The following is a 23,199-nucleotide window of genomic DNA, read 5'->3' on the forward strand; positions in this document are numbered from 1 at the left end:
CCCTAATTTGTATTAGTTTAAGCGTTAACTTTTAGTTTTTTGAATTCTTCCGTAAGTAATGGAACGACTTCGAAAAGGTCTCCGACAATTCCGTAATCAGCTACATTGAATATGTTAGCTTCCGGATCTTTATTGATGGCAACGATAACCTTGGAGTTGGACATCCCCGCTAAATGCTGGATCGCACCGGAAATTCCGCAGGCGATATAAAGGTCAGGTGTTACGACTTTACCCGTTTGCCCGATTTGCAAAGAGTAATCGCAATAGTCCGCATCACATGCTCCGCGGGAAGCTCCTACCGCTCCGCCAAGAACTTGTGCAAGTTCCTTTAACGGTTCAAAACCATCTTCACTTTTCACGCCCCGTCCACCTGCGATGATTACTTTCGCTTCTGAAAGGTCGACCCCTTCACTAGCTTTTCTGACAACATCTTTAATGATTGTACGTAAATCCTTAATGTCCACACTTAATGTAGAAACATCACCAGAGCGGGACTCATCTTTAGCTAATGGTTCGATATTGTTCGGACGGATTGTCGCGAATATCACGCCATCCGTAACAATTTTCTTTTCAAATGCTTTACCAGAATATATCGGGCGGGTGAAAACGATATTTCCGCCTTCTTCTTCAATAAATGTAACGTCCGAGATCAAACCTGATTCAAGCTTTCCAGCCAATTTAGGTGCAAGGTCTTTTCCTAGGGCCGTATGTCCAAAGAAAATTCCTTCTGGCTTTTCCTGCTCGATGACGGCAAGCAAGCTTTGCGCATATCCATCTGAAGTATATTGTTTCAATTGGTCATTTTCTACTGCCACAACCCGGTCCGCGCCATACTGGATCAATTCATTCCCGAAATTTTGAACACTGTCACCAACTAAAACACCTACGATTTCCCCGCCATCTGCAGCAAGTTTAGCCGCACCGATAGCTTCAAATGATACATTTCTTAGTGAACCGTCACGAACTTCGCCCAATACAAGAAACTTTCTAGCCATTTATAAAAACCTCCTGTGCTCTATTTTTCTTTTTTGTCGTGTGTGTTGTTTTGAAAAGTACCGTTTAAGATTAAATCACTTTTGCTTCACTGCGTAATAATTGAACAAGTTCGCTAACTTGATCACCGATTTCTCCGTCCAATACTTTTCCAGCTTCTTTTTTAGCAGGAAGGTAAATTTCAATCGTTTTTGTTTTTGCCTCAACATCTTCTTCTTCCAAATCCAGGTCATCCAATTCCAATTCTTCAAGCGGTTTTTTCTTCGCTTTCATGATTCCTGGCAATGAAGGGTAACGCGGCTCATTAAGCCCTTGTTGAGCTGTCACCAACAATGGAAGGGATGCTTCGATCGTTTCAGAATCCCCTTCGACATCACGGATAACGCTTACATTTCCATTTGCTATGTCCAGTTTAGTAATGGTTGTAATATAAGGAATTTCTAAAATTTCGGCAACGCGTGGCCCCACTTGACCAGAACCGCCATCGATTGCTACGTTTCCTGCAATGATTAAATCGGCATTTTTACCTTTTAAGTATTCACCTATAATTTTGGCAGTCGTGAATTGGTCGCCATTTTCTATGTCGTCTTCTATATTTATCAATACGGCTTTGTCAGCACCCATTGCCAGCGCTGTACGTAATTGCTTTTCAGCCTCTTCGGTTCCGACAGAAATAACCGTTACTTCTCCGCCTTGTGCATCACGTACCTGGATTGCTTCTTCAACCGCATACTCATCGTATGGATTAATGATGAATTCTGCTCCATCCTCATTAATTTTCCCATTGGATAGTGTAATTTTTTCTTCTGTATCAAATGTTCTTTTCAGCAGTACATAAATGTTCACGATAATACCTCCCGAATGATTTGAGTTTTGAAGATTATGAATTTTATTGATATATAGTATTGTTCTACAGATTTCATCAAAATCCTGCATAATATATAAAAATAGTTTTTTATACCAAAATCATCATTTCCCTTTGAATACAGCTTCCCTTTTTTCAATGAAAGCGCTGATTCCTTCTTGTGCATCAGCGGTATCGAAAGCCTGGCCAAAGAGGGCGGCTTCCCTTTCCACACCTTTATGATAGGAATCATGCTTAGAATAATTTAATAACTCAATGGTCGACTTTAAAGCCAGCGGGCTTTTCTTGGCAATTTTATTGGCTAGCTCCTTTGCTTTTGGAATCAGTTCTTCATCCGTGAAGGCATGATTCGCCAATCCGCATTGCACAGCTTGCGTACCCGTTATCGGTTCACTTGTAAAAAGCATTTCAGCAGCCTTTGCCATGCCTACATAACGGGGAAGACGTTGGGTCCCGGCAAATCCAGGGATTAAGCCCAACTGCAGCTCAGGCAAACCAAGTTTAGCCCTTTCAGTGACCAATCGGATGTGACAGGCCATGGCCAGCTCCAATCCTCCGCCAAGCGCAGCTCCATGGATGGCTGCAATGACCGGTTTTGGAAAAGATTCGATTTTCTCAAATACAGATTGACCATTCTTGGTCAGCTTCTCGAAAGCTTTCCCGTTCTCCACTTCCGTAAACTCTTTAATGTCTGCTCCTGCAGAAAAGAATCTTCCTTCACCATGAAGAAGGACAACCCGTACGGCCTCGTCTTTCTCAATTTGATCGAAGGCCTGTGAAAGCTCTCCGATGATAGCAGAAGAAAGCGCATTTGCAGGTGCATGATCAATCGTTATAAAAGCCACATGATCTTCGACAGAAAGCTTAAGATATTCCATATCAATCCCTCCAGGCATGCTAGTCGAACTTTTTTGAAAATTCAATATGTACCACTTCCCGATAAAGGGGAAGCAGAATTAATCGATTCTTTCGAGGATGGCTAGCCATCCTCTATTTAAATCGTTAACTTTTCAGGCCACAGCCGCCAATAAGCAGGCGGTGAACGTCTGGTGCAAGGTCAGGAAGAGAGTACTTTTGCTCATTCATGACCCAAGTCGTCACTGTTTCGTCAATCGTTCCAAAAATCATCTGCCTGGCAAGTAAATTATTTAAATCAGGCAGGAATTCGCCGTTCTCTTTTCCTTCAATAATGATCTGATCGATTAAATTTAAATACCCTCTTAACACATCATTAATTCTAAGGCGCAATTCTTTATTCGACTGTCTCAATTCCAACTGAGTGACAATTGCTAAATTCACGTCTTCTGAAAGGTTTCTAAAATGTTTTTGGATGAGCACACTCAGTTTATCCGAAGCAGTGGTCTTCCCTGTTATTTCTTCTTCGATCTGTTCCACGAATGAGCCCATCTTTTCATGGAATAATGATATCAGGATATCTTCTTTATTTTTAAAATATAGATATATGGTGCCATCCGCTACGCCTGCCTGCTTGGCGATTTTGGATACTTGGGCTTGATAGTAACCGTTTTGGGCAATGACGATAACGGCCGCTTCAATAATTTGATTATACTTTGGTCTGTTGCTTTTCACTGGATGTCCCCTTTCAGAAAATGAATGAATCATCATTCATATTTCTATCATAAAATGACGACCCTTTACTGTCAAGCAAAAACTTCTAGGGGTCCTGACATTCACTTCAGTTCATTGTACAGCCCCCATCCATAGGTTGTCCAGCCGTTCTGCAAAACACGGAGCCTTCTTCCGCTGCTCCGTTAAAAGGGGTGCTAGTTCAAGCTTCTTTTCTTTCCTCGGATATTTTTTTCTTTTCTTCCTCGATAAGGACTCTTCTCAGGATCTTTCCTATCGTCGTTTTAGGAAGTTCATCCCTGAATTCATAGCTGCGCGGCACCTTATAGGAAGCCAGGTTCTTTCTGGCAAATTCATTCAATTCCTCTTCAGTGGCATTGGCATTTTTTTTCAGTACGACATAGGCCTTAACGGTCTCACCGCGATAGGGGTCAGGGATACCTGCCACAACCACTTCCTGTATGGCCTCATGCTCGTATAGCACCTCCTCCACCTCTCGTGGATATATATTGAAACCGCCTGCAATGATTGTATCCTTTTTCCTCTCGACCACATAAAAGAACCCCTGCTCATCCATGTAGCCCAAATCTCCTGTAAGCAGCCAGCCATTTCTAAAGGTGTTTTCCGTTTCATCCGGACGGTTCCAATATCCTTTCATTACCTGTGGTCCTTTTATGGCAATTTCGCCTATCTCATTCGGGGGAAGCTCTTCAAAGGTTTCCAGGGACAGAATCACCGAGTCAGTATCTGGCCACGGCAGCCCAATGCTTCCTTTTACACGCGGCTGATCCCAGATGAAATTAGCATGGGTCACCGGTGAGGTTTCGGAAAGTCCATAGCCTTCAACAAGTTTCCCGCCGGTAACTTTCTCAAACTGCTCTTGAACCTCTATGGGCAATGATGCAGAACCGCTTATACAGGCATTGATGGAAGAAAGGTCATATTTAGCGATATCCGGATGGTTCAAGAGGCCGATATACATCGTGGGCGCTCCTGGAAACATGGTCGGTTTCTGTTTTTGGATGGTTTTAAGCGTCGCTAAGACATCGAACTTTGGCATGATGATCATGGTGTTTCCTTCCATGACGGAAAGAACCAAGACTGTAGTCATACCGTACACATGGAAGAAAGGCAGAATCGCAAGGATCCTTTCCTCACCGCGCTTATTTTTATAAAGCCATGCATTGCACATTTTCGTATTCGCAAGCATATTCTTATGGGTAAGCATGACCCCTTTGGGAAAGCCTGTTGTCCCACCAGTATATTGCAAAAGGGCAAGGTCATTATCCACATCGATCGGCACAGTGACTTCTTCGGTCATCTTTCGTTTCATGATTTCGGAAAATAAATGATGATTCCCTTCATGCTCCACATTGATGACAATGCCGTATTGCTTTTTTTGAATAAAAGGATAGATAAGATTTTTCGGAAAAGGTAAATATTCCTTGATAGCGGTTACAATTATATGTTCTATATCCGTTCTTGATGCCACTGCTGCAACACGGGGAAATAAAATATCCATCGCCAAAATTATTTTCGCTCCGGAATCTTTCATTTGATATTCTAATTCACGTTCAGTATAGGTTGGATTCGTTTGAACCACGACTCCGCCTGCCATCAATATTCCAAAAAAGCCTATGACACCCTGTGGGCAGTTAGGAAGCATGACGGCAACGCGTTCACCTTTTTGAAGACCGATACTTTTTAAATAGGCCGCAAACTTTAAAGCAGATTCATGCACTTCCCGGAAAGTTAATTCTTTTCCCTGGAAATGAATCGATACTTTATCGGGGAATTCTTCGGCTGATTCCTTTAAAAAAGAATAAAGAGGTTTATCTTCGTAAGACAAAGCAGCGGGTATCTGTTCCGGATAAATAGCTTGCCATGGCTTATTGCTCATTTGCCCCCTCCTTCTGAATATTCTCAATACTCTTTTCATTATAATACAATCGGGATTTTCTTACAATTGCAGAATTTCAGTGTACAAAGACCCCATGATGAGAAATATGTCCTATACCGACCACAGGGAATATTGGATGCAACACTTAAAAAGGGGAACAAAAAAAGGAGTGGTTCTACTCCTTAGTTTTAATTCTATACCAATACTTATATTTTTCTTCAAACCCCAACTTTTCGTACAAGCTTAGAGCGGGCGCGTTTGTTTTTATCACCTGAAGATAAGCATTTTTTGCTCCATTTTCTTTACCCCAATGCAATAAATTACGAATGAGGATGGCAGCATTGCCTTGGTTTCGAAAATTTTCATGGGTTATGATATTGTACAGGCCTATGTATTCGTCTTCCAAAACGCCCAGTCCACATGCTGTCACGGTTCCACCCTCATCAGTCAACAACATAAAGCATTTTTTTTGAATGATATTCCCTAACATCTTTTTCAGAATGGTTTGATCATGATCATTCATTTTACTTAGTAGGCAGAAATCATGAAACCAGTGATCATGTAAATGATCATACTTTATGACATTGATTTCATTCAGTGATTCTGTTTCTGCCAAATTCAATACTTGGACACTCGTTGTTCCCTCCAGGACATACCCAGACTCCTCCAATACACTATCCAAGTTGTTGGGCTTTGACTGTGGAGTCATTTTGTATATTGCCTTACCATTCCTAGCAAAATATAATTGTTCACAATTCAATACTTTCTTTTTCACATTTTCATTCGATAAATAGATGGGGGCGATAGAATTCGCCCGTTTCATATATCCATCCGCAAATCGGATAACCAATCCGTCATAGATTTGGGTTTGCATGGCCGGTAACGCATTCAGCGATAATTCTTCTATCTTTTGTATCAATTTGGACTGACCCATAATCCTCCTCCTCTTTTAGAAAAGTCTATTTGACCATTATTATTATACATGCCACCACCCACTCTTTTTAATTGAACTCAAATAAAAGAAGCGGCATAATGGCCGCTTCAGTTGAAGAATGTCATATAAATGATTCCAAACAGAAAAAAGATTCCGCAACAAACAATTAGGACTTTTGCTAGTTTCTCCACAGCTTACTCCCTCTCATGAAGGGCATTAAGAAATCCCTGCGCCGATGACAAAAGATAATGCGATTGATATGATCATCGATAGGAATCCAACTGCCCGATTATCTTTTTGTATCTCTTCATCTATTTTAAATCTAGGAGTCATAAATTCAAAAATGAAATAACCGATCAATAGCAGGACAAATCCGTATACGCCCCAGCCAATCATGGTAATAAGCGAATTCTGATGGAGAATGGACTGTTGGAATACATAGGCGATCCCAAATATTTTACCACCTGTTGCCAACGCGACGGAAAGGTTTCCTTGTTTGATTTCCTCCCAGTTCTTGTACTTTGTGACAAGTTCAAAAATGGCTAAAAAAACAATCATGCACAGAATAACGACACTGTAACGAGCAGCTATATATACATATTCATTTTCCCACATGTTCACCATGGTCCAACTCCCGAATGGTAACTAGCCACCCGGCTTGACTGAATGGCCGGAGTGACCGCTTTCCTTTATTTAAATTCCACCACCGTAACACCTGTTCCGCCTTCACCGGCTTCGCCGAAGCGGATCCTTTTGACAGAGCGGTGATTTTTCAAGTATTCCTGGACCCCGGACCGAAGAGCACCCGTTCCTTTACCATGAATGATGGAGACACTCGAATAACCGGCCAAAAGAGCATCATCAATGTACTTTTCCACTCTTGATATTGCATTTTCAAAGCGTTCTCCACGGAGGTCAAGTTCGACGCTAACGTGATAATCGCGGCCTTTGATCGTGGTGAGGGGCTTTGTTTCTTTTACTTTTGTGGTCTTGATGAATTCCAGGTCAGACTCCTTCACCTTCATTTTCATGATGCCGATCTGAACCTGCCATTCATTATTTGAGACCTTCTCGATCAAGTGACCTTTTTGACCGAAGCTTACTACCTTTACTTCATCTCCAGGTTTCAAGCTTTTATCCAGCGGCCTTGCAGCTTTATTTGATGTTTTTTTCACTTTTGGCGCTGCTTCTTCAAGCCGCTTTTTGGCATCGATCAGTTCATGCTCTTTAACATCGGCATGCTTTTCAAGTCGCAGTTTACGTAAGTCGGCAATAATCGATTCTGCTTCCTTTTGTGCATTTTCAACGATTGCCGCTGCCTCTTTTGCTGCCTTTTCAACCATCGCATCCCGTTCTTCATGGTATTCACCAATTTGCCTTTGAAGGTCTTTATGAAGAATTTCCGCCTGTTCCAGGTGATTCTTGGCTTCCTGTTCTTCTTCTTCGGCCTTTTTGCGGCTGTCTTCAAGGGACGCTATCATATTCTCAACTTTATTCGTATCCTCACCAATATGGCTGCGGGCGCTGCTTATCACGCTTTCTTCCAAACCAAGCCGTTTGGAAATTTCAAACGCGTTACTCCTACCTGGTACACCGATCAAAAGTTTATAGGTGGGACTCAAGGTTTCCACATTAAATTCGACGCTTGCATTAATGACGCCTTCCCGATCATATCCATACGCTTTTAATTCCGGATAATGTGTCGTTGCGATCACACGTGCTCCGCGTTTATACACTTCATCCAAAATGGAAATGGCCAAAGCAGCACCTTCCTGTGGATCAGTTCCCGCTCCAAGCTCATCGAATAAAACAAGGCTGTCATAATCGACATGCTTAAGGATATCGACAATATTGACCATATGCGAGGAGAATGTACTTAAGCTTTGTTCAATCGACTGCTCATCGCCAATATCGGCATAAACGGAGGAAAACACAGCCGTTTCGGAACCATCCAGCGCAGGGATTTGCAGACCGGACTGGGCCATTAACGTACAGAGGCCAATCGTTTTCAGGGTAACCGTCTTACCACCTGTATTCGGACCGGTGATGACGATTGTCGTAAATTCATCACCAAGAAAAATATCATTGGCCACGACAACATCACTCGGAATGAGCGGGTGTTTCGCTTTGAATAATTTCACGCGCCCCTCATCATTCAGAATCGGCTTGGATCCTTTTATCGCTTTTGCATACTTAGCCTTGGCGACAAGGAAATCGATTTGGGCAAGCACTTTGACATTATGAAGCAATTCAGGAGTGTACGCACCGACTTTTTCCGATAGTTCGACCAATATCCGTTCTATTTCCTGCGTTTCCTTCACTCGGGTTTCCTGGAGGACATTATTCAGCTGAACGATTGCTTGCGGTTCAATGAACAACGTCTGCCCTGATGAGGATTGATCATGGATGATCCCGCCATACACACTCCGGTATTCCTGTTTTACCGGGATGACGAATCGGTCATTCCGGATGGTGATGATGGCATCGGATAACATTGTTGATGCATTGGAAGAACGGATCATGCTTTCTAGTTTTTCCCTGACGCGGCTTTCGTTCGTCCGAATTTGGTTTCTTAGGGTGCGAAGCTTGTCGCTGGCAGAATCCATCACTTCGCCATGTTCGCTTATTGCATACGTAATTTCCTGCTGCAAATCTATCAATGGATGAAGGGAATCAATATATTCGGCCAAAAGCGGAACATCAATTTCCTGCTCTGCAAGTTCTTCAAAGAAACGGCTGAGGATCCTGCCGGCACGAATCGTACTCGCAAGTTCCATCAATTCCATCGGTGAGAGCATTCCGCCAATCTGTGCCCTTTTTGCATGCGGACGGATATCAAAAATCCCGCCCAATGGCAAGTTACCTTTCAACCGGACGATTTTTGCTGACTCATCCGTTTCTTCCTGCCACCTCGACACCTCTTCAAAATCCGTGGAAGGCATCAATTGCTCTGCCTTCTCTTTTCCTATGGATGAGGATGCGTGTGAAATTAATTGTTCTTTTATTTTATGAAATTCCAATGTCTTTAAAGCTTTATTATGCATGGAGTTAAAGCTCCTCCTTATTTATGGGCAAATAGTTAATCATTTCTCTTTAAAAACGCCAATAATCCGTCCGTATCCCTTGCATTAAGAACCGTTGATTCTTTAATCCAGCCTTTTTTGGCTGATGAAACCCCAACAGGCATATGTTCAAGCATGTCGATGCTGTGGGCATCCGTATTGATCACGATCGGAACGCCTGCTTCCTGTGCCTTGCGCAGATGGGGAGGTGCCAAATCCAATCGGTTCGGGTTCGCATTCAATTCCAAGGCAGTATTCGTTTCACGGGCCAGTTCGATCAGCATCTCTATATCAACATCATATCCGGTTCGTCTGCCGATGATCCTTCCCGTTGGATGGGCAATGATATCTACATGCGGATTATTCAAAGCCGTTTTTAAGCGCTCCATGATCGTTTCCCGAGGCTGTGAAAAGCTTGAGTGAATCGATGCGATCACCAAATCCATCTCTGCAAGCAGCTCATCGTCATAATCAAGGGTCCCATCAGGAAGTATATCCATTTCAATCCCTGAAAGAACGGTAAAGTCAGCGTATTTTTCATTTAGCTCATGGATGATACGTTTTTGTTCACGCAATCGTTCCGCGGTCAAGCCGTTCGCTACTTTCAGATATTGCGAATGATCAGTGATGGCCATATACCGGTACCCTTTTGCACGGCATGCTTCAATCATTTCTTCAATCGTATGGGCACCATCACTCCATGTGGTATGCATATGCAGGTCACCTTTGATGGACTCTAAAGATATGAGAGGTTCATTAGCATCATAATGCTCCACTTCCGTTCCGTCTTCACGCAGTTCTGGCGGAATGAAAGGAAGACCAAAATGATTATAAAATTGTTCTTCCGTTTCAAACGTCAATATATCACCGGTTTCAGCCACTTCCACCCCATATTCGCTGATTTTCTCTCCGCGATCTTTAGCAAGCTGGCGCATCCGCACATTGTGATCCTTCGAACCTGTAAAATGATGGAGTGTCGTGATGAATTCCTGATCCTTCACGATTCGGAAATCGACAGAAATATCATATTCATAATCAAGCACGACCGATACTTTTGTATCACCTGCTGCAATCACCTGCTTTATTCCCGTTAATGCAAGCAGTTGATCCTTAACTTCTTCGGGATGATCTGTCGAGATGATGAAATCGAGGTCCTTGATGGTTTCCCTCATACGCCGGATGCTGCCGGCCCTGGAAGAACGGATGATGTATTCCATGTTAGCAAGGGCCGTTTCAATATCATCCGCAATCGGCCTCATGAAGGCAAGGGGCAGCCGGTCGGGCCTTGAACCCGCCTCGGCAATTGCAGACAGGATCTTCTCTTCCGTCTTTTTGCCGAAACCGGCAAGCGCCGCGACCCTGCCTTCTTCACAGGCGATTTTAAGATCATTCACATCATTGACATGAAGCTCTTTATGAAGCTTGGCAATTTTCTTCCCGCCCAGACCTTGAAGCTGCAGAAGCGGAATCAATCCTTTTGGCACCTGCTCCTGCAGCTCTTCAAGTACGGTCGATTTCCCCTCATTCATATACTCTTCGATGACGGAGGCCGTCCCTTTCCCGATTCCATTTAAAGCGGTAAAGTCCTCGATGGCCGAAAGGCTCCGGTCATCCGTTTCCAAGGCGCCCGCTGCCTTCCGGAAAGCTGAAACCTTGAACGGGTTCTCTCCTTTTAGTTCCATATATATTGCAATCTTTTCTAATAGTTTAATGATATCTTTTTTATTAATTGTCATTTAATTCACCGCCAAAAAAATTAGTAGGGTGTCCATTGTTCACTTTCTTAAAGATACCTTTCTTGGAGGTAAAGTACAAGCAGTCAGGTTCTTAACTTTCGAATCAAATAGGGGGAAGTTACATCCTGCCACATAAAAAGGGGCCTCCCCCGTTCAAAGTATGGGAATCCAGGACTTTGAGAAAGGGAGACAGGCCCTCTTAAACTGACATTAAGATTGTTTTACACCCTGAAACCAAAGTTCCTTCACTTGCTCGGAAAGGAACGGCGTATGTTTCACGATCGATTCTGCCAGAAATGAGCCAGTTAATGGTTTCTGGATGGAATCTATTGGCAACATGGCAGCTATATATAATATAATAAACATGATAAGATAGACTTCGAGAAAGCCCAATATCCCTCCACCCCAGCGATTCAGCTGCTTTAATATCGGTAGGTGGGTGATGAAATTGAGCATGGATCCTATCATTTGCCAAAGGATCTTGGCAGCAAAGAAAATGATTGCAAAGGCAATTGCATTGTAATATGCCGTATCAAGCCCGACTGTATCGAAAAACATATTAAGGGCCGAGGAATCACCCATCGTTGGGAACGGAATCCACAATTTCAAATTGGGAGCAAGATCTCCGTAAAATACATAAGCGACGATGAAGGCTACAATGAACCCTGTCATATGAACCGCTTGTAAAATGAAGCCACGCTTTAAACCGATTAATAAACCGATTAAAAGAATGGCCAGAATTGCTAAATCAAGCATGTACTCAGTCCTTCTCTCTCTTTAATTCCAGTTGAAGCTGGTCTAATTCATCTTTTAATTTAATATATTCGTGGATCGTATTCACGGCCGTTAGCACCGCTAGCTTGCTTGTATCCAAGTAAGGATTTTTCATCCTGATCTCTCTCATTTTTTCGTCAACCATCGAAGCGACCAGGCGCATATGACTTGCGCTTTCTGTGCCGACGATTGTATATGGTTGTCCGTATATATCAACTGTTGTTTTATTTCGTTTATCGTCTGACAAAATGATGCCCCCAATCTAAACAATCCTAATTCTATCATATCATGAAGTTTTTCGTCACGAAAGAGAGTACATCGTCATTTCTCGCATAAAAATTTCAATAATTTGTCAAACGAAAGCGGATTTAGGAAGAAGATCACCTAATAAACAAAATGAAGTTAGGAGCTAACCCATTATGTCCCATGTTGTTTTACTTATCAGTCCTGAACAAATCAAAGCGATGAAGGCCCATTATTCTTCATCCTTGGCCGCCAAGCTGCCCCCTGGGAGCATCTTTTCCGCAAAACCGCCGCTATGTACGGTTACGGCCTATAAATCCGGTAAGGTCCTTTTTCAAGGTAAGAATGCCGAACTAGAAGCTGGAAAATGGCAAAAAGGCACCACTGCTGCGGCTCCAAAGAAAAAAACGGCATCCTCTGCATCGGTCAAGGCCCATCGATATTCGCCGCCTGCAAATATCGGAACCATGTCAGTGATCGGTTCCGATGAGGTCGGAACAGGAGACTATTTCGGCCCGATCACCGTCGTAGCCGTATATGCAAAAAAGGAGCAACTCTCACTATTGAAGGAGCTTGGTGTCCAGGATTCCAAAAATCTGAAAGATCCACAGATCATCGAAATTGCCAAACAGATTAAGGATGTAGTGCCCTTCAGCCTGCTCACATGCGACAACCCGAAATATAATGCGCTGCAGGCAAAGGGAATGTCACAAGGTAAAATGAAAGCACTCCTCCATAACCAAGCAATCAAGCATCTCATGCAAAAAATCCAGCCGGAACAAGCGGAAGCGGTCCTTATTGATCAATTCGCTCAACCAGAGGTATTTTTCAATTACCTCAAAGGCCAAGAACTATTCCAGGCTAATGCCACCTATCTATGCACAAAAGCGGAAGGCATTCATCTTGGAGTAGCAGCCGCATCCATCATTGCCCGATATGCATTCGTCAAACGATTTGACTTGCTGAGTGAAAAAGCCGGATTCAAAATCCCTAAAGGTGCCGGATTTGCAGTCGATGAAGCAGCCGCAAGATTGATTCATGAAAAAGGAATCGATTCATTACACGAATTCACGAAAACCCACTTCGCCAACACAGAAAAAGCGAAGCGACTATTTCAACAGAAATATCATAAATAGAAGAAAGCGGCTGACCTTCCGGAACAGCCGCCTTTTACTCGTGTTTGTGCCTTTTACTCGTGAGTTTGCGCCTTTTACTCGTGAGTTTGTGTCATTTACTCGTGAGTTCACGCTGTTTACTCGTGAGTTCACGCTGTTTACTCGTGAGTTTGCGCCTTTTACTCGTGAGTTTGTGCTGTTTACTCGTGAGTTTGCGCCTTTTACTCGTGAGTTTGCGCCTTTTACTCGTGAGTTTGCGCTGTTTACTCGTGAGTTTACGCTGCTTACTCGTGAGTTTGCGCCTTTTACTCGTAAAATCAAAAAAGACAGTTCCCCATGTATCAGGGAGCTGTCTTTTTTGGTTTTATCCTCTTAGTTCTGCGCCAGCTTTTTCTTTAACGGCTTCAAGAACTTTATCATGTGCTTTTGTAATGTCCTCGTCCGTTAGCGTACGTTCCGGGTCGAAGTATTTCAGTGAGTAGGCAATGGACTTCTTGCCTTCCTCCATTCTTTCACCTTCGTATAAGTCGAAGATGCTTACTTCTTTCAGCAGTTTGCCACCGGCTTCTTCAATAATATCCTGAATGTCCCCAGCTTTCGTAGCTTGATCCACAACGAGCGCGATATCGCGCGTGGTTGATGGATAGCGCGGAATGGTTTGGTACGCAATCGGAGCGACTTCGGCTTCGGCCAATGCTTTTAAGGAAAGTTCGAAAATGTATGTTTCTTTAATATCCAAGTCTTTTTGGACAGTTGGGTGCACTTGGCCGATAAAGCCAATCACTTCACCATTCAATAGTACTTCCGCTGTCCGTCCTGGATGCATGTCGTTGATTTCCGCTTGGCGATAACTGATTTGATCAGCTAATCCAAGTGTGTCGAATAATGCTTCGATCACGCCTTTGGCTACAAAGAAATCCACTGGTTTCTTTTCACCTTGCCATGGATGTGACTCCCATAGGCCGGTGATCGCTCCAGCAATATGTTCTTTTTCTTCAGGCAGTTCTTGTTCGTCACGCTTAAAGAATACCGAACCGATTTCATACAGTGCCAGTGAATCAAGTTGGCGGGCATTGTTATATTTCACGACTTCAAGCAATTGAGGCACGATGCTTAAACGCAGCTGGCTTCTTTCTTCACTCATTGGCATTGCTAATCGAATGGATTCTCTTGCTTCCAAGGCGAATTGAGACGCTTTTTCCTGGCTTGTCAGTGAATAGGTTACCGCTTGATAAAGGCCTGCGCCTTCAAGTGTACGGCGTGCTTTCCGCCGTTTAATTTGATAATCAGTCAATTGGCCTGGGACAGCAGCACCGATCGGCAGTGTAGCGGGAATATTATCATATCCATATAGACGGGCAGCCTCTTCGACTAAATCAGCTTCAATCGTAATATCGCCACGGCGCGTCGGAACGGTGATTGTGAATGTTTCATTGTCAAGTTCCACGCCAAATTGCAGACGCTTGAAGATCGATTCCACAACTGATGCGGTCATGCTTGTTCCAAGAAGTGTGTTGATTTTTTCAAGAGTGATGCTAATGACCGCAGGTTCCATTGTCAATTCATCAACTTCTGCTGCTCCTTGTAAGACTGTTCCGCCTGCATATTGTGCAATCAATTGTGCAGCACGTTCTCCAGCTTCACGTACACGGGCCGGGTCGACACCTTTTTCAAAGCGGGCACTAGCTTCACTGCGTAATCCATGGTCCTTTGAAGCTTTACGAACCACTGTACCTGCAAAATATGCACTTTCAATGATGATGTTCGTCGTATCATTTTTCACTTCGGAATCCGCTCCGCCCATCACACCAGCTATCGCTACTGGCTCGCTGCCATTTGTGATCACTAAATGGTCAGGTGTCAAAGTGCGTTCCGCTTCATCCAATGTTACGATTTTTTCAGCATCCTTCGCTCTGCGGATGACGATTTCCTTTGAACCAAAGCGGTCATAATCAAAGGCATGGAGCGGTTGGCCGTATTCAAGTAAAATGTAGTTCGTGATATCCACCACATTATTATGAGGTCGGATACCTGCAGACATCAACCTAGTCTGCATCCAAAGCGGTGAAGGTCCGACCTTGACATCCTTGATGATTTTAGCGATGTATATCGGGTTATCTTCTTTCGCTTCAACTTTGACACTGATATAATCAGTTGCTTTTTCAGCTGCCTCTTCTTTCTCGACAACCGGCCATTTCACTTCCCGGCCTAGAATGGCTGCCACTTCGTATGCAACACCAAGCATGCTCAATGCATCGGAACGGTTCGGAGTCAGCCCAAGTTCCAGCACTTCATCACTTAAACCAAGTTCCTCCAATGCATCTTTCCCTACTTCCACATCATTAGGGAAGACGAAGATACCTGTAGCATAATCCTTGGAAACGAGCTTGGATTCGAAGCCCAATTCCTGAAGCGAGCAGATCATCCCGTGCGATTCCTCGCCACGAAGTTTCGCTTTCTTAATTTTGAAATTACCTGGAAGGACTGCGCCAACAGTAGCGACTGCGACTTTTTGGCCTTTATCGACATTCGGTGCTCCACAGATGATCTGAACAGGATTTTCGGCCCCGATATCAACTTGGCATTTATTCAATTTATCCGCATTTGGATGCTGTTCACGTTCAATGACATGCCCGATGACGACCCCTTTTAGCCCTTCACTTTTCTTTTCCACCCCTTCAACCTCAATGCCGCTTTTCGTGATTTTGTCAGCTAGCTCCGTCGCATTGATGCCTGAAAGGTCAACATAATCTTGTAACCATTTATATGACACAAACATGGTAGGTCCTCCTTTTTAAAATAAAAATTTATGCTTCATGATGGTTGAATTGTTTTAAGAAACGAACGTCATTCGTATAGAAATGACGGATATCATCCACACCGTACTTCAACATGGCAATCCGTTCCACGCCGATTCCAAATGCGAATCCAGAGTATTTCTTGGAATCGAAGCCAGCCATTTCAAGGACGTTCGGATGAACGATCCCGCCGCCAAGCACTTCGATCCAGCCTGTTTGTTTACATACGCTGCAGCCTTTACCACCACAGATTTTACAAGAAATATCCACTTCGACGGAAGGCTCCGTAAATGGGAAGAAACTTGGACGAAGACGAATCTCACGGTCTTGCCCGAATACTTTTTTCGCAAATACGTCCAGCGTTCCTTTCAGGTCGCTCATGCTGATGTTCTCATCGATGACCAAGCCCTCAATTTGCTGGAATTGATGGGAGTGTGTAGCGTCATCGTTATCACGGCGATATACTTTTCCTGGGCAAATGATTTTAACAGGTCCTTGACCTTTATGTTTTTCCATCGTTCTGGCTTGAACAGGTGAAGTGTGCGTACGCATCAGGATTTCGTCCGTTATGTAGAAGGAATCCTGCATATCACGTGCCGGATGGCTTTTCGGCAAGTTAAGTGCCTCGAAGTTGTAGTAGTCGCTTTCGACTTCAGGACCTTCCGCAACGGTATAGCCCATACCGATGAATAAGTCTTCGATTTCTTCCACGACACGTGTTAATGGATGTAGATTCCCCTTGTTAACCGGACGTCCAGGAAGTGTGACGTCAATCGTTTCAGTTGCCAGCTTTGCATTGACTGCCGCAGTTTCAAGTGCTTTTTGTTTCTCCTCGATCTTTGTTGCGATCGCTTCCCTTACATCATTGGCCAGTGCCCCGATTTTCGGGCGTTCTTCGGCAGATAATTTACCCATGCCGCGCAATACCTCAGTGATTGGCCCTTTTTTCCCTAAATAAGCAACTCGGACTTCATTCAGTTCTTTTAATTCGGAAGCGGCGGCAACTTTTTGCAACGCTTCTTCCTGCAGTTCTAGTAAACGTTCCTGCATCATGTCTTCCTCCTTTATTTTCCTTTTGTAAAAATGAACACAAAAAAACCCCAATCCCTAAAGGGACGAGGTTTATGTATCGCGGTACCACCCTTATTAGTGCACGAACAAAAAAACTTCTGCACTCACTTCATTAAAAAATAACGGCTCTTCACCGGAACATTTTTCAGACATCATGTCTTCCCAATGCCAACTCGAAAGGTGAATTCCCTTAAGCAGTGCCATAAAAATGCTTTCAGTCAAGGCATTTTTTCCCTGGATATGGTTAACTTAAGCTACTACTCTTTGTCATCGTTGTTTTCATTATAAAATTCTGTTTTATTATATTATAATTCTTCGGCCGTTTCAAATCGATTTTCGTAAATAGTACATTAAAATCCCTGCAGCGATACCCACATTCAATGATTCGCTTTTTCCGTAGATGGGAATATAAAGGTTTTTAGTCGTTTTCTCCAGTAATTCCTTCGATACTCCTTGGCCTTCATTACCGACCAGCAGGGCAAATCGGGAAGACTTTTCCACTTCTTCAAATGGCGATGCGCCTTCTAATGCCGTGCCATATACCGGTGTGCCGCTTTCCTTCAGCTCATCGATGATATCGGAAAGGTTCCCTTTAATTACAGGCATATGGAAGAGGCTCCCTTGCGTCGAACGGACCACTTTGGGATTATACAGGTCAGCACACCCTTCGCCAAGTATGACCGCATCGATTCCAGCTGCATCCGCTGTCCTGATCATCGTTCCAATATTTCCCGGATCTTGTACGGCATCGATCAACAATAATTTATCCGGATTGATGGACGCCATGCTCGTTGATTTCTGTTCACAAACCGCAGCAATTCCCTGAGGAGCTTCGGTATCACAAATCGCCTTCATAATATCATTTTTCACATAAATGAGTTCTGTGCCTTCCACCTTAAAATGAGCAGGCATTTCAGTTTCTTCATTGATGATCACTTCCAAGACGATTTCTTCTTTTAAGGCTTCTTCAACTAGGTGAAAACCCTCGACTAGATATTTACCTGTTTTATCTCGTTCTTTTTTCGTCAAAAGTTTTTTCCATTGCTTAACTTGCGGGTTTTTTACGGATTCAATATATTTCAAGGGTAAACGCTCCTTTAACTTCACACTGATTTTCCTATTATAACGCAATTCACATACATATTGCATGTGAGTTTGTGAAATGCTATGAATGTCAGTCATTATGTGTTAGAGGAGGAATAATCATGAATTTAAACTTACGTAATGCGATCATCCAAAATGTATCAGGAAATTCGCAAGAGCAGCTGGAAGACACGATTGTCGATGCCATACAAAATGGCGAGGAAAAAATGCTTCCTGGATTGGGAGTATTATTCGAGGTCATCTGGCAAAATTCATCTGAGCAGGAAAAACAGGAAATGATCACTGCCCTCGAATCAGGATTAAAAAAATAACAGCCTTCAGAGGCTGTTATTTTTTTGATTTCGCTTCGCAAGCCTTCAGTTCTTCCATGGAGACTTCTTCATCAAGCATCAGAATGAATTTTTTTGCGCTCACTTCTTCAAGCATCGTTTTTGTCTCATCATAAGAGTAGCCGTATTTCGTGAAAAAGCTGCGTAAATCTCCAGATCCTTCATCTGTGAAGTAGTGGAAGATTCTTAAAAAAAGAGTATCCTCCTTATCCTGATTGGCGATGATTAGGATATCCGTATGTTCATTTCCAAGCTGCACATGATTTTTTATATTAGCTGCTACTGTCATTTGGGTGCCAGATACGCCTTTAGCTTTTAAGTCTTGAATTGCAGCAAGTAGTTCCGGATTAGAGTCAAAAACACCATATACGTTTTTTTCCATGTTTCTCCCCCTCCTTGTTACTCTACTTAAAATAAAATACCTTTGTCATTATACCTTGCAGCTTTAACAATAAACAAGCAAATAGTCCATTGAGAATTCCTGAGTAACCCTTTGCCTAAAGGTTTTTTTAAAAAAAAACAGCCTGGTTCAGTTTGCAGATAAATGGGTTGGGAAAATATATCCTTCATCAAACGAACCAACTGTACCAAAGTAATATCTTCAACTCATCATGTGTGGTTTCTATCAAAGGGAGACCCCCAGGCGGAAAGCGAGTGCCTGAAAATCAACATCCCAATTTTACAAGCCATAAAGAAACTGCAGACAAACTCGATATTCATCTAGTTTGTCTACAGTTTGAACAGCCTTGTGCAGGCAGTTATTTTGCGTATTACAGATTGTCGGTATTGATTCGATTTTTGATGTATTCATCCTGCAAGACTTCCTCTTGCTGCCTGCTGGCATTCGGGGTCATGGTCCGATCCAGTGATCCTTGAGCATCAAGGGCATTATCAGTATCGGCAGAAAACGGGTCTGGATGAGGGTCGCTTGCAAGTTGCCCTTCATGATTCCCTGTTTTTTTCTTCTTGAATTTTTCTGTGGAGTTCCCCCGGATTTCCCTTTGTTGAGCTCGCTTTGTATCCAGCTCTTCATTTTCAAAGATGTTCGCAGAATTCCCATGAAGTTCTTCGCTTCTTCCTGGCTGTGCTTCCACTTCCCCTGTTTGATAGGCATTCGCTGTTGTTTCAGGAAAAAGGTTCGGATCCGGATTGTTCACCACCCCTGTTTTAAGCGGATTCTCTAAAGGTTCGTCCGTATCCTCCATGCGATTGGAAGCTATGCTCTCACTTGCTGATATGGTTTCCGATTCATCTAAAAGAATCAGGAATTTTCCTGCCTCCACTTCATTTATATAAGCGGTGGCTTCACTATCGGCAAGCCCTAACTCACCTAGCCGGTTCCTTATATCTTCAGAACCCTCATTCAGGAAAAAGTGTTTCATCTTATCAATGAAGGAATCCTCGTTAGAGTTAGTAACGACGTCTACATCCGGATCCCGCTTTTGATTGACGAAATCCAAATCTTCTTTCCTATCAGCCATTACCGTTATTTCTCCTTCACTGACCCCCTTTTCCTTGAGGGATTGAATAGCCTGGATTATTTCTCTTTCCGTATTAAAAACACCATATAATGTTTTTCCCATGCATCTTCCTCCTCCTATTATTCCGAAATTTCTTCTTATGTGTATTTATACCCTGATGGGTGCCAATTAAACAAAAAGGTTTGCCTTGCCTAGAGTCTTTAAAACCCAAAAGAAGCCTGCAGTTTTAAAAACTGCAGGCCACTTTCCTTCACTCTTAGAAGCGGTCTGTTCGACGTTCAGCTGCCTGTTTCTCATTTACGATCGAATCATCTGTACTATCAAGCTGGATATCTTCCTTTTTAAAAGTATCCTGAACTTGTTCCGTTTCTTGTACAGCATGTTTCTTGATGACAATTTCATCTGTGACGACTGGTTTTTTCGAAACTTCCAATGTTTCTTCAACAACGGGAATCCGTAATGTTTCCCCGTCTTCAATGCTTCCGGTTTCCAGATCCGGTTCACGCCCTGAAACTGATCTATGCTCGACTGTCACTTCTTCGTGTTCAACAGGAACATTAATCGTTTTATGCTGTTCATTGACTTCTTTGTTAATGACGACTTCACCAGTCTGTACTCTTTCTTTATCAATGTTCAGCTTTTCTTCCCGAAGTTTAAGCGTCCTTTCATCCTCTGGCAATTCACGGCCTTTTCCGTTGACTCCATAAACATCTTCTTTATTTAATGCATCTGTTTTTCCAGTGCCATTATATAGTTGGTTGGTGGAGTTCGTATCAAGCCGTGTAGCGGCAGTATCCATATTTCCGGTCGTGAATTTATCTCTTGCCGTTCCAAGATGGCCTTCACCTTCTTCTACCAGAACCAGGACTTTTCCATTTTCCACATCAAAAACATGTTCAGCCGCTTCACTATTCGAAAGGCCTGCATTCGCCAATCTTGTTGAAAGGTCTGCTGTATCATCCGGCATGAAGAAGCGTGCCACCTTGTCCATAAATGATTCGTCGTTAGGAACATTCGTCATTGTATGAACATCCGTTTCGCGTTGAGTGTTCGTGAAATCCAATGTTTCTTCCTTGTCTGCGACGACCGTGATATCGTCGCCTTCAAAGCCCTTTGCCTTAAGTGCATTTATTGCCTGGATCACTTCTGCATTTGATTCATATACTCCATATACTGTTTTATTCATTTTACATTCCTCCTTAGGTTTTGTTGTTTCGATTAGTGGATGCTATGTATAAACTCTACCCGCCATGAACCTAAGTAAACGAGGAATCAATATTTCATTTTTGTTATATCATTACAATTCGTTCTCAGCACAGAACGCTTTTTCAATTGAAATCCAGCCTTTTCAAGGGTTACCCCATTTATAAAAACGTAATGTTTAACCAAATAATGTTATTTCGTTTTACTTCTATTATAAAGCCACAGCCTTTATTAGCAGGTCTGCAATATGCACCGCTTTCGTACATTTCCCCAAGTTTTCCCTCTCGATCCCCAATTGCATTTGTAATAGACAGCCCGGGTTTGCCGTGACAACAATATCGGCCTGTGTCGATTTTGTGTGTTCCATTTTGGAGTCGAGAATATTCATGGACATCTCTGATTCAACAATATTATAAATCCCAGCGGAACCGCAGCATCGATCGGCATCCTTCATTTCCCTGAAATCAATCCCTTCTATCGATTGAAGGAGAATTCGCGGAGCCAGGGAGGTGTTCATAACATTCCGTAAGTGACAGGAGTCCTGAAAAGTTACCGATTGAGCCGGCAGTTTCAAGCGAACTTTTTCCTGAAAACGCAAATCAACAAGAATCTGACTTATATCTTTCAACTTATTTTTAAATGCGATTGCACGGTCATGCCATTCCGGTTCGCCTTGGAGCAAATGGTCATAATCTATGAGAAAAGCTCCACAGCCGCCGGCATTCGTAATGATATAATCAACTTCCTCCGCTTCAAAAGCTTCTATATTGCGCTTGGCCAGTTGCTTTGCACCTGCTTTTTCACCACTGTGCCCATGCAGCGCCCCGCAACATGCCTGGGATTTCGGAATCACGATTTCACATCCGGCCAGCTGAAGAAGCTTTAGTGTGGCCTTGTTCGTTTCCAAAAACATCGTATCCATCAAGCAGCCGGAAAAAAAAGCCACCTTTTTGTGCGGCGTTCCGATTGCAGGCAGCCCGGTTGGCCTATTTTTCATTTCTGATTTTTTCGGGACTTTCGGCAGCACCTTTTCCATGGTTGCCAAATTATTCGGAAGCATGTTGAGGACTCCCGTTTTTCGGGCCATGTATTGCAGACCTGATCTCTGATAGAAGCCAAGCAAACTCGTCATGGCCTGCATTCGCTCCTGATGCGGGAATAATCCACTAAAAACGGCATTACGGATCGTTTTTACAGGGTAACTGTGCTTTTTATTCTGATGGATGATATCCCTTGCTTCTTCAAGAAGATGCCCATATTTCACACCTGAAGGACATACAGGTTCACAAGCCCTGCAGCCGAGGCAAAGGCTCAATGAACGTTCTACATCCTCATCGGGCTCAATCACACCATCCGCCACGGCTTTCATAAGTGCAATCCGTCCTCTTGGTGAATGGGATTCCTTCTGCCCCGATTCCATGTATGTCGGGCAGTGGGGTAAGCAAAAGCCGCAGCGCATACAATTCAACAATTCATCTTCGTTCATTTTTTCAGCGAATTGCATGGCGATGGTTTCCCTTTCCTGAACTGTCGTCATGAAGAGACCACCACCCTTTTCCTGGTTTCCTTGGCAAATACTTTGCCGGGATTCATGATGTTATTGGGATCGAAAGCTTGTTTAATCGCTCTCATGGCATCAATCCCTTCTTTCTTCAGCTTCCATTCAAGATAAGGGGCCTTCATCGCCCCTACACCATGTTCACCGGTAATCGTCCCGCCAAGGTCGATAGCCGCGGCAAAAATGTCGGCAAAAGCGAGCTCCACTCTCTCCATTTCCTCATGATCACGAGCGTCGGTAATGCACGTTGGATGCAGGTTCCCATCCCCGGCATGGCCGAAAGTGCAAATGTCCACGTTATGCTTGACAGCGATCTCATTAATCGCTTTAACCATCTTGGCAATTTCCGACCGTGGAACGGTGGCATCTTCCAAAATGGTCGTCGGCTTGAGGCGTGCCAGTGCAGAGAGGGCTGTCCGTCTTGCGGTTTTCAAGGCGGCAGCGTC

The 23,199-nt window shown here is 43.4% G+C and carries 22 protein-coding genes and 1 other annotated feature; of the genes, 3 read left to right on the forward strand and 19 right to left on the reverse strand.

Annotated features, from left to right (window positions below):
* Positions 1 to 17: 17 nt before the first annotated feature.
* The 11 genes from N0M92_RS08730 to zapA form a co-directional block, all read right to left on the reverse strand.
* On the reverse strand, positions 18 to 995 hold the full coding sequence (locus N0M92_RS08730) for an electron transfer flavoprotein subunit alpha/FixB family protein (protein WP_192205998.1): 978 nt from the start codon (positions 993 to 995) through the stop codon (positions 18 to 20).
* Between the two features lie 70 nt (positions 996 to 1,065).
* Entirely contained in the window at positions 1,066 to 1,839 is a 774-nt protein-coding gene (locus N0M92_RS08735) for an electron transfer flavoprotein subunit beta/FixA family protein (RefSeq protein WP_063232775.1), read from the reverse strand.
* Positions 1,840 to 1,962: 123 nt separating this feature from the next.
* Positions 1,963 to 2,736, reverse strand: a complete 774-nt coding sequence (locus tag N0M92_RS08740) for an enoyl-CoA hydratase (RefSeq protein ID WP_260285356.1) — start codon at positions 2,734 to 2,736, stop codon at positions 1,963 to 1,965.
* A 124-nt stretch (positions 2,737 to 2,860) separates the two neighbouring features.
* A complete protein-coding gene (locus N0M92_RS08745; protein ID WP_260285357.1) occupies positions 2,861 to 3,448 on the reverse strand; it encodes a TetR/AcrR family transcriptional regulator in 588 nt (195 codons plus the stop codon).
* Positions 3,449 to 3,647: 199 nt separating this feature from the next.
* Complete coding sequence (locus N0M92_RS08750; protein ID WP_260285358.1) at positions 3,648 to 5,345, reverse strand: AMP-binding protein; 1,698 nt, start codon at positions 5,343 to 5,345, stop codon at positions 3,648 to 3,650.
* Between the two features lie 175 nt (positions 5,346 to 5,520).
* Positions 5,521 to 6,279 carry a GNAT family N-acetyltransferase gene (locus tag N0M92_RS08755; RefSeq protein ID WP_260285359.1) on the reverse strand — a complete coding sequence of 253 codons (759 nt, stop codon included), beginning with the start codon at positions 6,277 to 6,279 and terminating at the stop codon, positions 5,521 to 5,523.
* Between the two features lie 216 nt (positions 6,280 to 6,495).
* On the reverse strand, positions 6,496 to 6,903 hold the full coding sequence (locus N0M92_RS08760; protein ID WP_260285360.1) for a DUF350 domain-containing protein: 408 nt from the start codon (positions 6,901 to 6,903) through the stop codon (positions 6,496 to 6,498).
* A gap of 65 nt (positions 6,904 to 6,968) precedes the next feature.
* Complete coding sequence (locus N0M92_RS08765; protein ID WP_260285361.1) at positions 6,969 to 9,323, reverse strand: endonuclease MutS2; 2,355 nt, start codon at positions 9,321 to 9,323, stop codon at positions 6,969 to 6,971.
* A gap of 35 nt (positions 9,324 to 9,358) precedes the next feature.
* On the reverse strand, positions 9,359 to 11,077 hold the full coding sequence (polX, locus tag N0M92_RS08770) for a DNA polymerase/3'-5' exonuclease PolX (RefSeq protein ID WP_260285362.1): 1,719 nt from the start codon (positions 11,075 to 11,077) through the stop codon (positions 9,359 to 9,361).
* A gap of 210 nt (positions 11,078 to 11,287) precedes the next feature.
* Positions 11,288 to 11,833: a CvpA family protein gene (locus tag N0M92_RS08775; protein ID WP_260285364.1), complete on the reverse strand. Its 546-nt coding sequence runs from the start codon at positions 11,831 to 11,833 to the stop codon at positions 11,288 to 11,290.
* Between the two features lie 4 nt (positions 11,834 to 11,837).
* Positions 11,838 to 12,098 (reverse strand): cell division protein ZapA, encoded by a 261-nt coding sequence (gene zapA, locus N0M92_RS08780; protein WP_048678967.1) that lies wholly within the window; start codon positions 12,096 to 12,098, stop codon positions 11,838 to 11,840.
* Positions 12,099 to 12,270: 172 nt separating this feature from the next.
* Here zapA and rnhC point away from each other — a divergent pair, with 172 nt between their 5' ends.
* Complete coding sequence (rnhC, locus tag N0M92_RS08785) at positions 12,271 to 13,230, forward strand: ribonuclease HIII (RefSeq protein WP_260285365.1); 960 nt, start codon at positions 12,271 to 12,273, stop codon at positions 13,228 to 13,230.
* 40 nt (positions 13,231 to 13,270) lie between these two features.
* A complete protein-coding gene (locus N0M92_RS08790; protein WP_260285367.1) occupies positions 13,271 to 13,585 on the forward strand; it encodes a hypothetical protein in 315 nt (104 codons plus the stop codon).
* On the opposite strand, the gene pheT is transcribed toward N0M92_RS08790, so the two are convergent.
* The 3 genes from pheT to N0M92_RS08805 all read right to left on the reverse strand — a co-directional run bounded on the left by pheT (position 13,574) and on the right by N0M92_RS08805 (position 18,161).
* On the reverse strand, positions 13,574 to 15,988 hold the full coding sequence (pheT, locus tag N0M92_RS08795; RefSeq protein WP_260285368.1) for a phenylalanine--tRNA ligase subunit beta: 2,415 nt from the start codon (positions 15,986 to 15,988) through the stop codon (positions 13,574 to 13,576). The two genes, N0M92_RS08790 and pheT, sit on opposite strands and share 12 nt — an antisense overlap.
* A gap of 28 nt (positions 15,989 to 16,016) precedes the next feature.
* Positions 16,017 to 17,057, reverse strand: a complete 1,041-nt coding sequence (gene pheS / locus N0M92_RS08800) for a phenylalanine--tRNA ligase subunit alpha (protein ID WP_098370018.1) — start codon at positions 17,055 to 17,057, stop codon at positions 16,017 to 16,019.
* A gap of 58 nt (positions 17,058 to 17,115) precedes the next feature.
* Positions 17,116 to 17,358 (reverse strand) — a binding site (T-box leader).
* Positions 17,359 to 17,402: 44 nt separating this feature from the next.
* Entirely contained in the window at positions 17,403 to 18,161 is a 759-nt protein-coding gene (locus N0M92_RS08805; protein WP_260285369.1) for a TrmH family RNA methyltransferase, read from the reverse strand.
* Positions 18,162 to 18,283: 122 nt separating this feature from the next.
* On the opposite strand from N0M92_RS08805, the gene sspI reads away from it, so the two are divergent.
* A complete protein-coding gene (gene sspI, locus N0M92_RS08810; RefSeq protein ID WP_076364828.1) occupies positions 18,284 to 18,493 on the forward strand; it encodes a small acid-soluble spore protein SspI in 210 nt (69 codons plus the stop codon).
* A 16-nt stretch (positions 18,494 to 18,509) separates the two neighbouring features.
* Here sspI and N0M92_RS08815 read toward each other — a convergent pair whose 3' ends face one another.
* The 5 genes from N0M92_RS08815 to N0M92_RS08835 all read right to left on the reverse strand — a co-directional run.
* Positions 18,510 to 18,893, reverse strand: a complete 384-nt coding sequence (locus N0M92_RS08815) for a general stress protein (protein WP_260285370.1) — start codon at positions 18,891 to 18,893, stop codon at positions 18,510 to 18,512.
* Between the two features lie 388 nt (positions 18,894 to 19,281).
* Positions 19,282 to 20,094 (reverse strand): general stress protein, encoded by an 813-nt coding sequence (locus N0M92_RS08820; RefSeq protein ID WP_260285371.1) that lies wholly within the window; start codon positions 20,092 to 20,094, stop codon positions 19,282 to 19,284.
* 154 nt (positions 20,095 to 20,248) lie between these two features.
* A complete protein-coding gene (locus tag N0M92_RS08825) occupies positions 20,249 to 21,178 on the reverse strand; it encodes a YsnF/AvaK domain-containing protein (protein WP_260285372.1) in 930 nt (309 codons plus the stop codon).
* Between the two features lie 228 nt (positions 21,179 to 21,406).
* Complete coding sequence (locus tag N0M92_RS08830) at positions 21,407 to 22,732, reverse strand: (Fe-S)-binding protein (RefSeq protein ID WP_260285373.1); 1,326 nt, start codon at positions 22,730 to 22,732, stop codon at positions 21,407 to 21,409.
* The coding region (locus tag N0M92_RS08835) for an FAD-linked oxidase C-terminal domain-containing protein (RefSeq protein WP_311202529.1) at positions 22,729 to 23,199 on the reverse strand (471 nt) is incomplete at its 5' end. The genes N0M92_RS08830 and N0M92_RS08835, both read right to left, overlap by 4 nt.

Source organism: Peribacillus aracenensis (genome assembly GCF_025175645.1).
GTDB classification, from domain to species: domain Bacteria; phylum Bacillota; class Bacilli; order Bacillales; family DSM-1321; genus Peribacillus; species Peribacillus aracenensis.

Excerpts from the sequence above, each read along its gene's own strand:
- N0M92_RS08730 (WP_192205998.1), bottom strand. The coding sequence starts at position 995 with ATGGCTAGAAAGTTTCTTGTATTGGGCGAAGTTCGTGACGGTTCACTA.
- N0M92_RS08740 (WP_260285356.1), bottom strand. The coding sequence starts at position 2,736 with ATGGAATATCTTAAGCTTTCTGTCGAAGATCATGTGGCTTTTATAACG.
- N0M92_RS08750 (WP_260285358.1), bottom strand. The coding sequence starts at position 5,345 with ATGAGCAATAAGCCATGGCAAGCTATTTATCCGGAACAGATACCCGCT.
- N0M92_RS08755 (WP_260285359.1), bottom strand. The coding sequence starts at position 6,279 with ATGGGTCAGTCCAAATTGATACAAAAGATAGAAGAATTATCGCTGAAT.
- N0M92_RS08760 (WP_260285360.1), bottom strand. The coding sequence starts at position 6,903 with ATGGTGAACATGTGGGAAAATGAATATGTATATATAGCTGCTCGTTAC.
- N0M92_RS08765 (WP_260285361.1), bottom strand. The coding sequence starts at position 9,323 with ATGCATAATAAAGCTTTAAAGACATTGGAATTTCATAAAATAAAAGAA.
- polX (WP_260285362.1), bottom strand. The coding sequence starts at position 11,077 with ATGACAATTAATAAAAAAGATATCATTAAACTATTAGAAAAGATTGCA.
- N0M92_RS08775 (WP_260285364.1), bottom strand. The coding sequence starts at position 11,833 with ATGCTTGATTTAGCAATTCTGGCCATTCTTTTAATCGGTTTATTAATC.
- rnhC (WP_260285365.1), top strand. The coding sequence starts at position 12,271 with ATGTCCCATGTTGTTTTACTTATCAGTCCTGAACAAATCAAAGCGATG.
- pheT (WP_260285368.1), bottom strand. The coding sequence starts at position 15,988 with ATGTTTGTGTCATATAAATGGTTACAAGATTATGTTGACCTTTCAGGC.
- pheS (WP_098370018.1), bottom strand. The coding sequence starts at position 17,057 with ATGCAGGAACGTTTACTAGAACTGCAGGAAGAAGCGTTGCAAAAAGTT.
- sspI (WP_076364828.1), top strand. The coding sequence starts at position 18,284 with ATGAATTTAAACTTACGTAATGCGATCATCCAAAATGTATCAGGAAAT.
- N0M92_RS08815 (WP_260285370.1), bottom strand. The coding sequence starts at position 18,893 with ATGGAAAAAAACGTATATGGTGTTTTTGACTCTAATCCGGAACTACTT.
- N0M92_RS08820 (WP_260285371.1), bottom strand. The coding sequence starts at position 20,094 with ATGGGAAAAACATTATATGGTGTTTTTAATACGGAAAGAGAAATAATC.
- N0M92_RS08825 (WP_260285372.1), bottom strand. The coding sequence starts at position 21,178 with ATGAATAAAACAGTATATGGAGTATATGAATCAAATGCAGAAGTGATC.
- N0M92_RS08830 (WP_260285373.1), bottom strand. The coding sequence starts at position 22,732 with ATGACGACAGTTCAGGAAAGGGAAACCATCGCCATGCAATTCGCTGAA.